Annotated in this window: 14 protein-coding genes and 1 pseudogene; 9 read left to right on the top strand and 6 right to left on the bottom strand. The window is 72.4% G+C overall.

Annotation, left to right across the window (positions count from 1 at the left end; translation table 11 throughout):
• Positions 1 to 197: 197 nt before the first annotated feature.
• From C1703_RS22215 to C1703_RS22190, 6 genes and pseudogenes are all read right to left on the bottom strand, one after another.
• Positions 198 to 992: pseudogene (locus C1703_RS22215) on the bottom strand (AfsR/SARP family transcriptional regulator); the annotation flags it as partial.
• Between the two features lie 392 nt (positions 993 to 1,384).
• Positions 1,385 to 2,278, bottom strand: coding sequence for a glycosyltransferase (locus C1703_RS22210; protein WP_114254535.1), 894 nt, complete (start codon positions 2,276 to 2,278; stop codon positions 1,385 to 1,387).
• Between the two features lie 135 nt (positions 2,279 to 2,413).
• Complete coding sequence (locus tag C1703_RS22205) at positions 2,414 to 3,355, bottom strand: EamA family transporter (RefSeq protein WP_232840773.1); 942 nt, start codon at positions 3,353 to 3,355, stop codon at positions 2,414 to 2,416.
• Positions 3,356 to 3,428: 73 nt separating this feature from the next.
• On the bottom strand, positions 3,429 to 3,926 hold the full coding sequence (locus C1703_RS22200) for a YbaK/EbsC family protein (protein ID WP_114254533.1): 498 nt from the start codon (positions 3,924 to 3,926) through the stop codon (positions 3,429 to 3,431).
• Entirely contained in the window at positions 3,923 to 5,830 is a 1,908-nt protein-coding gene (locus C1703_RS22195) for a class II fructose-bisphosphate aldolase (RefSeq protein ID WP_157993154.1), read from the bottom strand. Before C1703_RS22195 ends, C1703_RS22200 begins: the two co-directional genes overlap by 4 nt.
• 215 nt (positions 5,831 to 6,045) lie before the next feature.
• A complete protein-coding gene (locus tag C1703_RS22190; protein WP_114254531.1) occupies positions 6,046 to 7,491 on the bottom strand; it encodes a hypothetical protein in 1,446 nt (481 codons plus the stop codon).
• Between the two features lie 765 nt (positions 7,492 to 8,256).
• Between C1703_RS22190 and C1703_RS22185 the strand changes: the two genes are divergently transcribed.
• The 9 genes from C1703_RS22185 to C1703_RS22145 are packed head-to-tail and all read left to right on the top strand — an operon-like array spanning position 8,257 to position 15,527.
• Entirely contained in the window at positions 8,257 to 8,781 is a 525-nt protein-coding gene (locus tag C1703_RS22185) for a thiamine pyrophosphate-binding protein (RefSeq protein ID WP_114254530.1), read from the top strand.
• Positions 8,782 to 8,784: 3 nt separating this feature from the next.
• A complete protein-coding gene (locus C1703_RS22180; protein ID WP_198678245.1) occupies positions 8,785 to 9,357 on the top strand; it encodes a thiamine pyrophosphate-dependent enzyme in 573 nt (190 codons plus the stop codon).
• Complete coding sequence (locus C1703_RS22175) at positions 9,354 to 10,379, top strand: aldolase (protein ID WP_157993153.1); 1,026 nt, start codon at positions 9,354 to 9,356, stop codon at positions 10,377 to 10,379. The genes C1703_RS22180 and C1703_RS22175 overlap by 4 nt, the downstream gene beginning before the upstream one ends.
• Positions 10,376 to 11,311, top strand: a complete 936-nt coding sequence (locus C1703_RS22170) for an isocitrate lyase/phosphoenolpyruvate mutase family protein (RefSeq protein ID WP_114254528.1) — start codon at positions 10,376 to 10,378, stop codon at positions 11,309 to 11,311. The genes C1703_RS22175 and C1703_RS22170 overlap by 4 nt, the downstream gene beginning before the upstream one ends.
• On the top strand, positions 11,308 to 12,423 hold the full coding sequence (locus C1703_RS22165) for a hypothetical protein (RefSeq protein ID WP_114254527.1): 1,116 nt from the start codon (positions 11,308 to 11,310) through the stop codon (positions 12,421 to 12,423). Before C1703_RS22170 ends, C1703_RS22165 begins: the two co-directional genes overlap by 4 nt.
• Positions 12,420 to 12,884 carry a YjbQ family protein gene (locus C1703_RS22160; protein WP_114254526.1) on the top strand — a complete coding sequence of 155 codons (465 nt, stop codon included), beginning with the start codon at positions 12,420 to 12,422 and terminating at the stop codon, positions 12,882 to 12,884. The genes C1703_RS22165 and C1703_RS22160 overlap by 4 nt, the downstream gene beginning before the upstream one ends.
• On the top strand, positions 12,881 to 14,023 hold the full coding sequence (locus C1703_RS22155) for an alanine--glyoxylate aminotransferase family protein (protein WP_114254525.1): 1,143 nt from the start codon (positions 12,881 to 12,883) through the stop codon (positions 14,021 to 14,023). The genes C1703_RS22160 and C1703_RS22155 overlap by 4 nt, the downstream gene beginning before the upstream one ends.
• The gene (locus C1703_RS22150; protein ID WP_114254524.1) at positions 14,023 to 14,328 is read left to right on the top strand and encodes a glutaredoxin domain-containing protein; all 306 of its coding nucleotides are present in this window, start codon (positions 14,023 to 14,025) and stop codon (positions 14,326 to 14,328) included. The genes C1703_RS22155 and C1703_RS22150 overlap by 1 nt, the downstream gene beginning before the upstream one ends.
• Positions 14,325 to 15,527: an ATP-grasp domain-containing protein gene (locus C1703_RS22145; protein WP_114254523.1), complete on the top strand. Its 1,203-nt coding sequence runs from the start codon at positions 14,325 to 14,327 to the stop codon at positions 15,525 to 15,527. Before C1703_RS22150 ends, C1703_RS22145 begins: the two co-directional genes overlap by 4 nt.
• The last annotated feature ends 4 nt before the right edge of the window (positions 15,528 to 15,531 follow it).

Below are 15,531 nucleotides of genomic sequence, written 5' to 3'. Positions count from 1 at the left end.
GAACTCGGGCCCGCACCCGCAGACGGACGGGAGCCAGGGGAACTCGGGCCCGCACCCGCAGACGGACGGGAGCCAGGGGAACTCGGGCCCGCCCCCGCAGACGGACGGGAGCCGGGGTCGCCCGGACCGATGGGCGGCCCGGAACCGCGTTCCTCCTCCCCCGGTCCTCCCGAACCGCCGTCGTCCCCCTTGGCCCCCCGCAGTACCTCCACGTGCGCCTCGCGGATGCCCGGGCCCGGTTCGATGCCGAGTTCGTCGATCAGGCGGGTGCGCAGGTCGCGGTGGACCGCGAGGGCCTCGGCCCGGCGGCCCGTGCGGTGCAGGGCGAGCATCAGCTGCCGGTGGTACGCCTCCCGCAGTGGGTACTCGCCGGTCAGCGCCGCAAGCTCCGGCACCAGCCCGTCCAGCCGGGGCCCGCCCAGCGCCAACTCGGCGTCGTAGCGCCACTCCAGGAGCAGCAGCCGTGCCTCGCGCAGCCGCCGCGCGAAGGCGTAGCCGCCCACCTCGGGCGGCAGCCCGGCGAGCGGCGCGCCCCGCCACAGGGCGAGCGCGGCCCCGCACTCCGCGACGACCCGCTCCCAGTCCCGGCCGGCGTGCGCGGCACGTGCCGCAGCCACATGGGCGTCGAACACATGGACGTCCAACTCGCCCTCGTCGACGCGCAGCACGTACCCGGACGGCACGGTCCGCAGCCGCTCGGGGTCCCCCAGCAGCCGCCGCAGCCGGGCCACGTGGTTGTGCAGCGAGGCCTGGGCGGACACGGGAGGCGCCCCTCCCCACAGCGCGTCCTTGAGCGACTCGACGGAGACGACCCGTCCGGCGTCGAGCAGCAACGCGGCCAGCAGCACACGCGTCTTGGGGCTCCCGATGGCCCGGGCCGCCCGGCCCGGGGCGTCGTCGTACAGCACCGGTGGTCCCAGCAGCCCGAACCGCAGGCCGCACCGCTCGCCGGATCCCCTGTCGCTGCCCGAGCAGGGAGATGCCGCCCCCATCGCGCCCCCGTCTTCCCGCGCCGCCGCCCCGGACACATCCCCACCGTGACGGGTTTCCGTCCCTGGACAGCGGTTTTCCGTCACCTTCGTCCCCGCGTCCCCCGCCCGGATCCGCCGCTGCCCTGGCCTTCTCGGACCTTGGTTCGGCGACTTCACGCCAATCGGCAGACGACGCAACGGAGAACCGTTGGCCACATGTTAGCGATCCGTTGGCAAAGCCTGATCTGATCACTACATCGGATCTGGCCCGGCGGCGCGCGCGTCTGGACGCGCAACTCGGGGGAGTGTCGCCGCCGCGGCCGGATCCGGGTCCCGGTCGGCGGAGGTGATCGGCCGGGGCCCACTCACACTCGGCTTCCGCGACGTCCGCCGCCCGACGTCAGATGCGGGCGTCAGATGACGGGCGGACGCCCCAGCCGGGTGAGCCGCCACACCGTACGCCAGCGCATGGGCCGCCGCTCTCCCGCCGACTCCCGCACCCCTTCCACGAATCCGCCGAACCACGCCCGCAGCCCGGCACCGGACCGGTTCCGCGCGAGGGTGAGCAGCACCCAGACGCCCAGATGGACGGGGACGAGCGGGAGCGGCAGCCGGCGGCGGGCCAGCCAGACCCGGTTGCGGGCGTTCACGCGGTAGTAGATGGCGTGCCGGGCGGGCGAGGTCTTCGGGTGCTGGAGGAGCAGTTCGGGCGCGTAGAGGATGCGCCAGCCCGCGTCGGCCGCGCGCCACGCCAGGTCGGTCTCCTCGTGCGCGAAGAAGAACTCGGCGGGCCAGTCGCCGATCTGGTCGAGCATCGCCATGCGCAGCGCGTGCCCGCCGCCGAGGAACCCGGTGACGTATCCGCCCCGCTGGGGGTCGGAGTTGCCGATCCGGGGCACGTGCCGCTGCTGGGTCTCGCCCAGTTCGTCGGCGATGCGGAAGCCGACGATGCCGAGCCGGTCGTCGGCGGCGTAGAGGTCCCGGACGCGGCGCAGCACATCGGCGTCGACGAGCAGACCGTCGTCGTCCAGGTCCACCACGACGTCGATGTCGCCGAACTCCCGCAGCCGCGCCAGGGCCGCGTTCCGCCCGCCGGGGCAGCCGAGGTTCTCGTCGAGCTCGATGGCGGTGACCTCGCCGGGCAGCGACAGCCGCCGGGCGAACTCGGGCAGCGGGCAGCCGTTGCCGACGATCACGATCCGCTCGGGCGGCACGTCCTGCTTGGCCACCGACCGCAGCAGCGCGTCGACCTCGTCGGGCCGGTTGCCCATCGTGACCACGGCGACGGCGATCCTGGGCGCCCCCATGTCCTCACCTCATCCCGGTCGGCAGCTGACGGGCCGACGGGCGATGCTATCCGTTCACGATAAGGACCCCTTAAGTACGCCTGTCGGACCGCGGCGCGTCTACGCCGTCCGGGCGAACCGCCACGCACCGGGTTCTCAGCGGGCCGCGCGTTCCTCCACGGGGGCGACGGGCGCCTGCTGTGGGGCGGTGGCCGGTCGTCGGGCCGGGCGGGGCAGTGTGCCGTGGGCCGCCATGATCCCGGCGATGACCAGTACCGCCCCGAGCGGCTGGTTCCACGTCAGCCGCTCCCCCAGCAGGAGCACACCCGCCGTGACTCCGACGACCGGGGTGAGATAGGTGACCGCGGCGGCGTTCACCGCGCCCCACGCCTGGACGATGTTGTTGTTCCACAGGTAGGCGAGGCCGGTGCTCAGGGCACCCAGCGCCAGCATGCTCAGCGCGATCGGCGTGTCGACGCGGGGCGCCGGCGCCGCCAGCCAGGGGGTGGCGGCCAGCATGATGAGCGCGCCGATGGTGACCTGCACGAAGGCGACGCTGACGGCGGGCAGCCCGTACGGGGTGACGAACCGGCGCAGGCAGACGAAGGCGACGCCGTAACAGGCGGTGGCGCCCAGACAGGCCAGCTCGGCCAGGAGGTGCCCGCCGCCGCCGGCCAGGCCCGCCGGGCCGATCAGCACCAGGACCCCCGCGAACCCGGCGAGCAGTCCCGCCGTACGGCGCTTGTCGAGCCGCTCGTTCGCCAGGGCGACCGCGCCGACCGCGAGCGTGAGCAGCGGGGTGGTGGCGTTGAGGATGCTCGCCATGCCGGAGTCGATGTGCTGCTCGGCCCAGGAGAAGAGCAGGAACGGCACGACGCACAGCAGCACGGACACGACGGACAGCCGCAGCCACAGGCCGGGATCCCGGGGGATCCTGCTGCGGGTCACCGCCATGACCACGCAGAGCGCCAGCGCGCCCAGCACCAGCCGGCCCCAGACGACCTGAGCGGGCGTCATCCCCTCCAGCGCGACCTTGATGAACAGGAAACTGGAGCCCCACGCGCAGGCCAGCGCGACGAACTGTGCCCCGATGCGCACGCGCAAGCCGACGCACCCCCCTTGACTCGTGTCGGTCCCTTGTGTGGGTCTCTACTCCGCTGTGTGCCGGTCGCTACTCCGCGGCGGCCGGGACCGCCGGCGCCGCGATGGGCGCCACTGCGGGCGCCACGATCCGGACGTAGTCCTCCGTGGCCATGACCACCGACCGGTCCAGCCGCCCCGCGTTGAAGGCGATCTCCTCGTGGGCCGCGAGGAACTCCTCGTCCACCACGACGGGCAGCGTGCCGGACAGCGACAGCGGCGGGATGGCGCCGACCACGCAGCCGGTGAGCTGCTCGGCCAGTTCGGACGGGGCGAACCCGCCCTTCTTGCCCTCGACCGCGGCGACGACCTTCTTCAGGTCCGCGCGCCGGTCCCCCGCCAGCACGGCCAGCACCGCCGGGGACTCGATCCCCTTCACCCGGCACACGAGCGCCTTCGCGCCCTGCGACACGGTCGTGCCGCGCACCGCGGACACCTCCTCGGAGCGTCCTTCGGCCGGGTGCTCGACCACGCGGTACGTGGCCTTCTCCCGGTCGAGGAGGTCGAGGATCTGCTCGAAGGGACTCAACTGCGGCCTCCCGGGGCCTCGGCGGGCGTGCGGCCACGGAGCGGGGCGAAGTAGCACCGCTCCAGCCGGCTGACGAAGGTGTCGACGAAGGACGGCGGCGCGTCGGTCCAGGACCGCCAGTCACGCGTCGCCTCCGCAAGGTACGACATGCGCCGTACGTGCTTCCACGTCCCGTCCCCCGTCGGCGCATCGGGCCCCGGGGTGAGGTCGACGGGGAGATGCGCGCGGAGCGCCTCCAGGTAGTCGGCGTAGACCCCGCTGCCGAAGTTCACCCGGGCGACCCCGTGCGCCGGCAGGGACGCGAGGTCGACCCGGGAGATCGAACTGCCGCCGTGCACGACCAGGGCACGGCCGGTGCCGCGGAGGACGCCTGTGAGGGTACGGACGAGTCCGTGGTCGATCGCCGCGTACCGGTGTTCGCGCGCGGGTTCGGTGGCGAAGACCTCGTCCCACAGTTCGGTCTTGCGCCGGACCTTGGCCAGCCGGCGCTCGAGCCACTCCCTCTCCAGGGCGTCGAGCAGCGGCCGCTGGAACACGGGGACACGGGCCCGGGCCTCGCGGAACACGGCGTCGAGGCGCGGCCCGGCGTCCGGACCGGCCCCTTCCGCCGTGGCTTCCGCCGTCGCTTCCGTCTTCGCTTCCCTCGTGGCTTCCCTCGTCGCTTCCGTCGTGGCCCGGCGGGCCAGCGCGGCCACCAGCCGGTGCTCGGCCGAGTAGCCGGGCAGCCCGGAGTCCGTGAGGTCCTTCTCTACGCGCGCGCAGGCCTCGGCGAAGGCGTGCAGGTCGTCGCCGGTGGCGCGGTCGTCCATCAGACCGACCTCGGCCAGCGACCGGCGGGTGGCGGCGAAGCCGTAGTCGAAGCTGTGGAACTGGCCCACGTGGGCCCCCACCAGGTCGAGGTCCGTGTCCTCGACGAACCGGGTGAAGTCGCTCAGGGTCGTCTTGTTCCACTTGCGCAGCCCGGCCCCGTCGATGGAGCCGATCTCGCCCTCGACGAGGACGCCGTAGCGGCGGGCCAGTTCGGTGGCGGCGTTGGTGAAGAGGACGTTCTGGTGCAGCGTGCGGCCGGACCCGTCGACCATGACGGAGTCGAACCCGGCCTCGCAGGCGGCCTGGATCACCTCGTGGTCGTCGGCGTGGTCGAGGTGCAGCCGCAGCCGCGAGCCGAGCGCGGTGTTGAGCCGGTCGACGTCCTGCCGGAGCGTGCTGAACACCCCGGCGACGGCGGCGGCCGGGCCGCCGCGGCCGACGCTGTCCGCGACGAACAGCAGGGCTTCCTGCGGCGAGATCTCGCAGTACACCTCCCGCCGCGTGCGCGCCGAGAGCAGGGCGTACGGCAGCAGCATGGAGGGGTGCTTCACGTTGAAGTTCGGCACGGTCCCGGTCCACCGGGCGAGGGGCGCCACCGCTTCCCGGGCCGGTGGTGTGACGGGGCGCCGGTTGCGCAGCTCCCAGTGGAACTCGTGCCGTACGCGCTGCACTTCGGCGAGGAAGTCGGGCAGGTCCGTGTCGCCGGGCGAGAGCGTGCGCACCAGCGGGCCGAGGGCGCGCGGGTCCAGGGCCCGGGGGTCCTCGACCATGAAGACCACGCCGAGCAGCGGGTCGTCGCGCCGCAGCGCCTCGGTGCGGCGAGCCGCCCAGGTCATCGCGGCCAGGCCGCTGACCGGGAGTTCCTCGCAGACGAACGCCACGGACTGGGCGGCGAGCGTGTCGAGCACGCGCTCGCAGGACAGCCGCTCGTCGGCGATGACCGTCCGCAGCTCGAGCCGTTCCAGGAGCGGCCGGGCCCACTCGGTGTGCCAGACCTCCGCGCTGATCACGGCGTGCGGCACGTCGGCGCTGCGCGGCCTCACGACAGCGCGCAGCACGCCGGGCGGCAACGGGGGCCGGGTGCTCCTGTTCACCGGAGGCGCCGTGTTCGCCGGACCCGCGGTGCTCACCGGACCCGCGGTGCTCACCGGAGGCGCCGTGCTCGCCGGAGGCGCCGTGCTCGCCGGAGGCGCCGTGTTCGCCGAAGGCGCCGTGCTCACCGAAGGCGCCGTGCTCACCGAAGGCGCCGTGCTCACCGAAGGCGCCGTGCTCACCGAAGGCGCCGTGTTCGCCGGAGGCGCCGTGCTGCTCATCGGAACACCTCGCCCAGGAGGCGGGCCGCGGCCGGGGAGTCGACGTAGGCGTCGAAGGAGTAGGCGAGCCGGTCCAGGGTGTGGTGGCGGAGCAGGTCGGCGACCTCGGCGCGGACCGCCGTGGGCTCGGCGCGGCGCAGCACGACCTTGGCCACCAGCCGGGCCACCTCGCGCATCTCCGCCTCGCGCAGCCCGCGCCTGGTCATCGCCTGGACGCCGAGCCTGAGGCCGTGCAGCCCGTTGGCCCCGGGCACCTCGATGTTGGTCGTGCGGATGCCGGCGTGCGCCAGGTCGCCCAGGGACAGCCGCAGCGCGTCGGCGGCCGACCCGGTGATGACGTGCACCTGGTGGGTCTCGGTGAACCCGAACGACTCCCCGGAGACCCGCACCCCCTCCTCGTGCAGGGCGTGCGCGAGTGCCTTGGCGTTGGCGAGGATCTGACGCGCGTAGTCATGGCCGTAGAGGGCGATCTCGGACAGCGCCACGTACATGGGTGCGATCAGCTCGGCGTGCGAGTTGCTCTGCATCTGCGGGCAGACCCAGTCCGACACCGCCCTGAGCTTCGGGTGGTCCGCGTCCCGGAAGGCGATGTACGCCTTCTGCGGCCCGGCGATGGTCTTGTGGGTGTTGCCGTGCACCGCGTCCGCGCCGAGCAGCGTCGGCTGCGGCAGCGCCCCGCCCGCGATCAGGGCGCCGTCGTGGCTGGCGTCGTAGGCGAGGAAGACGCCCTCGGGCAGCGCGGCCCTGATCTGGGCGAGCGGCTGCCAGCGCAGTTTGAACGACTGGTCGAGGATGACGAGTTTGATCTCGGGGTGCTCGGCGCACAGCGTGGCCAGCCGGTCCACGTCGATGAGCAGGGTCCGGTCGACCATCGGCAGGTGGTACGTGTTGACGCCGGCCGCGGCGGCCAGCGACTCCAGGGCGAAGTGCCCGCCGTCCTTGTGCGCGAAGTGCACGAAGCCGTCACCGCGCCCGCAGGTGCCCAGCAGTACGGCCTGCTCGGCGACCGAGCCGCCGTTGGGCCGCCAGTCGAAGGTGGCCGCCTCGAAGAGCTGCCGGCCGATCCCGGTCAGCTTCCCCACCAGGGACGCGTTCGCGCCGGAGTCCGGGAAGGCCCACTCGCCGGCCTCGGCCGGGTACGGCGGGGCGAACTCGTAGAAGCCGCCCTGCAGTCCGCTGCCGAGCATCCGGACGAGCCTGCTCGGGTAGTTCTCGCTGGCCGTGAGGCTCAGGTGCTGTTCCCGGTAGGTGTTGTCGAGCACGAAGTCCGAGGCGAGCCGCTCCAGCAGGTGCGCCACCCGGTCGTCCGACCACGCCTGGCCGAAGACACCGTCGATGTCGTTCCCCGAAGCCTCGTCGATGATTCCCTCGGCCGCCTCGACCGCCGCCTGTGCTTCGTCATCGGCAAAGCCGATACCGCTGTCTTGTTCTGCGGCACGCATGAATCATCCCCGTTGCATGTCGAAAAGAACCGAAAAGAAAAAGAAGAGACGCCGGAAAGGGCGAAGGGACGACACCCGCGCACGGCGCTGTGTGGGGTGGTGCATCGAAACAAACCGGATCCGGCTGTCGACGCTCTTCGACGAGCCGCCTCCGCCCCGGAATCCCCGGGGCCCCCTTCCGGAGGCATCCGCACGTCAATGGCGGCGACTGTACACGGCGGGGAATAGCCCCGGCCTACCGCAATCCAGCCACTCTGTGACCGCTCTTTCTACGCCCTGCGGAAGGTGCGCGATACAGACAGATCGGCCAGGACGCCCATCCCGAGCGCCCGGATTGCACCTACACATCCCGCAATCCGATAGGCACTCGGCGCCCGGTACCGCACCCGGAAACCCGCCTCTGCTTTGACTCGAATCCGCTCCACGAGCAACCGGTTTCTGACCTCCACCACGCCCTCGGCCGGCCCCGAGACGACCGAGAACGTGCAGGTCGGAGGGTCTCTTGAAGCGGCTCCCGCGTCCGGTCCCCGACCCGCACCGGACCCTGCGCAGTCCAGGCACCGCAATCACGCCAAACATCGAAATTCGGCCATCCCATTCGCAGAAGCGACCGATAAAGAACCTCGACAAAATTCCCCTGTCCGTATTCCGGAAGGTCATTGCGCATTCACCCGTGCGTCATGCACCATCCACACCGCCGGGGGGCACGGAGACGCTCCTCGCCGGGCGTGATCACGTCCGTGCTTCGCAAAAGAAAGGTCATGCGTGCTGCCTGCACCTTCGTTGACAGCAGGAACCGGGGCCAGCGTCGCGGAAACCTTGCTCAACGCCTTATTGAACCGGGGACATTCGCACTTCACCGGCGTACCGTGTTCCCTGCTCAAGGGGTTCTTCCGGTTGCTGGAGGACCCCGGATGTCCGGCCGCGTACATTCCCGCGCCACGTGAGGACAGCGCCCTGGGCGTCGCCTCCGGTCTCGCCGTGGCGGGAGCCAGGCCCGTCGTCCTCATGCAGAACTCCGGCCTCGGCTACTCGCTCAACGTCCTGACCTCGTTCAACCTCATCTACGACGTGCATCTGCCGATCGTGGTGAGCTGGCGCGGCCACGACGGCAACGACGCCGTGGAGCACGACGTCATCGGACGGGAACTCACCCGGCTGCTCGACGTGTTCGGGATCCCCTGGACCGTGCTGGACAACGAGCACCCCGAGGACTCCGCGGAGGCGTTCCTCAAGCAGTACGACTCCGGCCGGAGCACGGCCGTGCTGATCGTCCGGGAAGGGATCTGAGCGTTGCTGGACATCCGTGACGCCCTGGGCGCACTGCTGGAGCGCGAGTCCACCGCCCTGACGGTGACGACCTGCGGTTACATCACGCGCGACGTGTACAACATCCGCGATCGCGCCAACCACTTCTACCTCGTCGGCTCCATGGGCATGGCCGCGCCGATCGGGCTCGGCATCGCCCTGGCCCACCCCGACCGCCGGGTGCTGGTGCTGGACGGCGACGGCTCGTTCGCCATGAACCCGGGCTGTCTGCCGATGATCGCCGAGCACCGGCCGGACCTCGTCCACGTCGTCCTCGACAACGGCGCCCACGAGAGCACCGGCGGCCAGCGCACCGTCGCCCTCGGCGACCCGGCGGCCATGGCCCTCGCGGCCGGTTACGCCGCCGCCCACACCGTGGACGACCTCGACCAGCTGGCCGCGCTGGACCTGACCGGCACACCCACGCTGGTCAGGATCCGCTGCAAGCCCCGCAGCCACCCCGCCGGACAGCGCGTGCAGCAGACGCCGCAGCAGCTGGTGGAGCGCTTCCGCGCCCAACTGGCCGACCCGGCGGCGCATCTGGAAGGAGCCGTGTGAAACCCACCCTGCTCGACTGCACCCTGCGCGACGGCGGGAACCAGAACGACTGGCAGTTCACCGCCACCGACGTCCACACCATCGTGAGCACCCTGGACGCCGCCCGCGTCGACGTCATCGAGGTCGGCTACCGCGGCGGCTCCGGGAGCAAGTCCAGTGCCACGGCGGGCCCCTCCGCGCACTGCACGCCCGAGTACCTCGCGGCGCTGCCGGCCGTCTCCCACGCCGAGCTGGCCGTGATGGTCGTCCCCACGGTGTGCCCGGTGACGGCCATGGACGACCTGCCCGACAGCCCGGTGTCCCTGGTGCGTATCGCCGCCTACCCGTGGAACATCGACGGGGTCCCGGAGTACGTCCGTGCCGTGCGGGCGCTCGGCCTCAAGGTCGGCGTCAACCTCATGGCCGTCAGCTACACGACCCTGGAGCAACTGGCCGAGGTCGCCGCGGTGGTGGCCGGGGAGGCGCCGGACGTCTTCTACATCGCCGACTCCTTCGGCGCGCTCACCCCGGACGACGTCCGCCGGCGGATCGAGCTGCTGGCCGAGCGGCTGCCGACACCGCTCGGCATCCACGCCCACAACAACCTGGGCCTGGCCGCGGCCAACGCCGTCGCCGGTCTGGACGCCGGCGTGAGCTGGCTGGACGCCTCGCTGTGCGCCATGGCCCGGGGCGCCGGGAACCTCGCCACCGAGCAGGCCGCGGCCTTCCTCACCGCGTGGCCCAAGTACGACACCCACGCCGATCTGCCGCTGGTCTGCGAGGCCGCCGAGTACGTGGCCGAGCAGGTCCTGCCGCGCCCGATGACGGTGCGCCGGGCGGAGATCGCCGCCGGGATCAACGACCACCACTTCTACTTCCAGGACCGCATCGAGAAGATCAGCGCCCGCCACGGGCTCGACCCGTGGGAGGTCGGGCGCCGGATCGGCGCGGCCCGGCCGCGCAAGGTCCTCGACGAGACGGTCGAGGACGTGTGCCGGGAACTCGCCGGACAGACCGAACACACCAACGGAGGGGACGCATGACCGGGAGACGACCGTCTCAGCAGGGACAGAACGAGGCACCGGCCGGCGCGGCACAGCGGCTGCGCGCGGCGCTCGCCGCCCCGCGACTGACACGTGCCATGGGCTCGCACAGCCCGCTCAGCGCGCGGCTCGCCGAGGAGGCCGGCTTCGACGTCGTCTGGTCCAGCGGACTGGAGATCTCCGCCGCGGCCGGCGTGCCCGACGCCAACATCCTCGCCATGGGCGAGTGCCTGGAGGCGGCGGCCGACCTCGCGTCCGCGGTGGACATCCCCGTCCTCGCCGACTGCGACTCCGGGTTCGGCAACGTCAACAACGTCATCCACATGGTGCGCTCCTACGAGGCGCGCGGCGTGGCCGGCGTGTGCATCGAGGACAAGCAGTTCCCCAAGCTCAACAGCTTCATCGAGGGCAACCAGGACCTCGCCCCGCTGCACGACTTCGCGGGCAAGATCCGGGCCGCGACCGAGACCCGCACCGACATGCTCGTGGTGGCCCGCCTGGAGGCGCTGATCTCCGGGCAGGGCATGGCCGAGGCGCTGCGCCGGGCCGACGTCTACGAGCGGGCCGGGGCCGACGCCCTGCTCATCCACTCCAAGCGCAAGGACCCCGAGGAGGTCTTCGCCTTCCGCGAGGCCTACCGCGGCGACCTGCCGGTGATCGTCGTGCCGACCACCTACAACCAGGTCACCGTCGAGGAGCTGGAGCAGCGCGGCTTCGCCATGGCGATCTACGCCAACCAGGCGCTGCGCAGCTCGATCCGGGCCATGCGGGAGACCCTCACCCGGATCATGCGGGACGGCACCACGCTGAACGTGGAGCCGGAACTCGCCCCGCTCAAGGAGATCTTCGACCTGCAGCGCATGCCCCAGATGCTGGAACAGCAGGACCGCTACGAGTCCCTGGGACGCGAACTCGCGGAGGCCGCACAGTGACCACCCGCCCCACCACCCTGTGGCTGGACTTCCACGGCACCCGGCTCGACCTGGAGGTGGCGCCCGGTGCCGGCGTCGAGGACGCGCTGGCCTTCCTCGCCACGCACCTGACCGCCGAGGAGGCCAAGCCCGACGAGACCGGCCGCGAGCCGGTCGCCACACTGCGCGTGCACGCCCCCGACCCGGAGCGCCTCGCGCCTCCTGCGGGGACCGCGCAGGAGGACATCTACCTCCGCAAGAGCGCCAGCGCGTTCTTCACCGTGCCGGCCCGGCGCGCCGAGGCGGACGGCCGGGAGTACCTGGAGTGCGTCAAGACCGGCACGCGTTTCCGCTTCGACCGCGCCGCCCGCGTGATCGACGTGACGCTGGGCGCCGGCGGGCACATGGACCTCGTCGAGCTGGTGCGCGACCTGGTGCTGAAGCACCAGGAGAACACCGGCGCCGCGGTGCTGCACGCCACCGCCGCCTACCGGGACGGCGAGGCCGTCCTGGTCACCGGCGCCAAGGGCGCCGGCAAGAGCACGGTGCTCCTGGAGCTGGTGGAGCACTTCGGCTACCAGGTGCTCAGCGGCGACAAGACCGTGCTGCACGAGCTGCCCGACGGCTCGGTCGTCGCGGCCGGCTGGCCCGACTACCCGCACCTCGGCTACGGCACCGTCGCCAAGTACCCGGGGCTGAAGGAGATCGCCGGCATCGGCGACGACTACGTGCCCGCCGAGGGCCACGCGTTCTCCCCGGTGGGGAAGTTCGCGGTGGACCCGCTGCCGTTCCGGGAGCGCTTCCCGAGCGCCCCGGTCGGGGTGCGGGTGCCCGTCGCGGCGATCCTGCACCCGGCCATCGGCCCCGGCGAGCACACCGTCGTCGAGCCGCTGACCGGCAGCCGTGAGGAGCACGCCGAGGTCCTGCGCGCCAACGTCGAGTCGGCCTTCGACGGCGCCAACGCCGGCTGGCACCACTACCTCGACGACGGCCGCGCCGCCCACACCGCCCAGGTCGAGCGCATCACTGACCTCCTGGCCGGGGTGCCCGCCTGGACGCTGACCGGCCCCGGCGACCTCACGGCCGGGAACACGCCGGCGGCGATCGCCGGGCCCGCGGAGGTGGCCCCGTGATCGAACTGACCGTGGAGAGCACCGGCCTCAACTCCCACTACGACCTCACCGACCGGATCGCCGCCACCCTCCAGGAGCACGGCACGGGCGACGGACTCGCCGGGGTGTTCGCCCACGGCAGCACCATCGGGCTCACCGTCATGCGCTACGAACCGGGCGCGGTGCAGGACCTGCTGCGCACGCTGGAGCGGATCGCCCCCGAGTCCCCCGCCGACGGCAGCCGCTATCTGCACGAGCTGACCACCGCCGACCCGAACGGCTTCTCCCACCTGAAGTCGTCGCTGCTCGGCACCAGCCTGCTCGTGCCCTTCCGGGAGGGCCGCCTCGCCATGTCGCCGAGCCACCGCGTGGTGCTCTTCGACTTCGACCTGAAGCCCGCCACCCGCCGCGTCTTCGTCGACGCGCCCCGGACCGCGGCGCCCGTCCCCGCCACCGACACGATCAAGGAGAACAGCCGGTGAAGCTGCGGCTGGCCACACCCGGTCCCACCGAAGTCCCGCAGCGCCTGCTGCTGGCCGGGGCCCGCGAGATCATCCACCACCGCTCCACCGAGATGGAGCAGCTGATCCACGAGATCAGCGGCGGCCTGCCCCCGCTGTTCGGCACCAGCGCCCCCGTGTACACCATCGCCTCCTCCGGGACCGGCGCCATGGAGGCCGCGGTCGCCAACTGCTTCTCGGCCGGCGACGAGGTCCTCGTCGTCTCCAACGGCTACTTCGGCGAACGCTTCCAGGCGATCTGCACCTCGTACGGCCTCGTCGTGCACGTCGTCGAGAGCGACTGGGGCACCAGCGCCGACCCCGAGCGGGTCGCGGCCGCCTACCGCGAACACCCCGGGATCAAGGGCGCGTTCGTCGTCTACAGCGAGACCTCCACCGGCGCCCTCAACGACGTCGAGGCGATCGGGCGGATCTTCCGCGACACCGACGTGGTGGTGGTCGTGGACGCCATCAGCGGCCTGCTGGTGCACCCGCTGGAGATGGACGCGTGGGGCCTGGACGTGGTCCTCGCCGCCTCCCACAAGGGCTTCATGCTCCCGCCGGGGCTCGCCTTCGTCGCCCTGTCCGACAAGGCGTGGACGGCCGTGGAGCGCTCCACCGGGCCGAACTACTACTGGTCCTTCGAGCGGCTCCGCCACTTCTACCCGATGTCGTCCTCCTCCCCCGCGGTGTCCCTGCTGCTCGCCCTGCACGAGTCGCTGAAGATGCTGGACGAGGAGGGCATGGAGGCCTTCCGCGGGCGCCACGCCGTGCTGGGCAGGGCGGCCGAACGCGGGCTGCTGAAGCTCGGGTTCAGCACCTTCGTGCAGGCCCCGCACCGGCGCAGCCACGTCATCACCTCGGCGCTCGCGCCCGAGGGCATCGACACCGGCCGGCTGCTGAAGACGCTGTCCACCTCGTACGGTGTCACGATGACCGGCGGCCAGGCCCACCTCAAGGGCAAGCTCATCCGGGTCGGGCACGTGGGCGCGGCCGACGCCCTCGACCTGAGCGGCATCTTCGGCGCCCTGGAGATGGCCCTGCTCGACCTCGGCCACACCTTCACGCCGGGCTCCGGCGTCGGCGAGATCATCCGTACGTTCCACGAGGAGGGCCGCTGATGCTCGTCCTGTTCCAGCGGGAGACCTGCCCGGACTGCAAGCCGGTGCGCGAACTGCTCACCAAACTCCAGGTCTCCTACGTCAACATCAACGTGCCCAAGCCGCGCGAGGAGCGGCACGAGCTGATCCGCACCACGGGCAGCAAGTTCATCCCGGCCCTGGTGGACGGCGCCACGGTCATCCCGGGCAAGCTGCGGGAGAACGCCGACATCATCGCCTACCTCAAGGAGCGCTTCGGCGACCCGGAGGCGGTGGCGCCCGAGGCGGGGACCGCGGCGCAGGCGCAGCCGGAGCCCGTGGCATGACCTTCGGGCAGCAGGTGCCCGCGACACCGCGTATCGCGGTGCTCGCGGGCACCCCGCAACTGGTGCGCGCTGCCCGCGCCCTGGGCATCGACACCGTCTTCGTGCACGACGCGGCGCAGCCGGCGCCACCGGTGGCCGCCGAGGCGGACACGGCACTGGCGGCCCCCCTGGCCGACACCGGCGCACTGCACGCGGCCCTGGCGCCGCTGCACGCCGAACGCCCCTTCGCGCGTGTCCTGTCGCTCACCGAACGGGGCCTGCTGCCGACGGCCGCGGTCGCCGAGCGGCTCGGCCTGCCCGGCAACTCCCTGCGCACCGTGGGGCTGTTGCAGGACAAGCGGCGCATGCGGGAACTCCTCAACGCCCGCGGCGTCGGCCCCGTGGCCACCACCGCCCCGCGCGACCCGGCCGACCTCGCCGCGTTCTGCCGTGCGACGGGCGGGCCGGTCATCCTCAAGCCGGCGGCGGGCACCAGCAGTCAGGCCGTCTTCGAGGTGGCCGGGCCGCAGGACGCCGAGGACGTCTGGCGGGCGTTCGAGGCGGCGGGCGGGCTGCGGCCGATCGCCGAGGAGTACCTCGACGGGCCCGAGATCAGCGTGGAGAGCTTCTCGTACGACGGGAAGCACACCGTGCTCGCGGTGACCGACAAGCTGGTCGGCACCGCGTTCGTGGAGACAGGGCACACCCAGCCGAGCGCCCTGCCCCCGCCCGTGCTGGCGGAGACCGCCGCGCTCGTCCGGGCCTTCCTGGACGCCGTGGGCCTGACCGAGGGCCCCGCCCACACCGAGGTCAAGATCACCTCCAAGGGCCCCCGGATCCTGGAGTCGCACAACCGCATCGGCGGCGACAAGATCCGCGAACTGCTGCGCCGCGCCTACGGCCTGGACGTGGTGGCCCTCACCGCGGGCTGCCCGCTCGGCCTGCTCCCGCCGCCGGCCGACCCGCCCGTCGCCCGCCGGGGAGCGGCCATCCGCTTCCTCACCCCACCGCCCGGCACGGTCCGGGACATCGCCCTGCCCGACACCGACGGCACCACCGCCGAGATCCACCTGGACGTCGAGGTCGGCGACCGGGTCCGCCCGGTGCGCAGCTCGCAGGACCGCGCCGGATACGTCATCGCCGACGGCACGGACGCGGCCGACGCCGCCCGGGTCTGCGCGGCGCTGGCGGAGCGGGTGCGGATCGAGACGAGCGGGTGAGAGC

The organism is Streptomyces sp. Go-475 (genome assembly GCF_003330845.1).
Classification (GTDB): Bacteria; Actinomycetota; Actinomycetes; order Streptomycetales; family Streptomycetaceae; genus Streptomyces.
The sequence above is the reverse complement of the archived record's forward strand: the minus strand, read 5'-3'. Positions and strand labels throughout refer to the sequence as shown.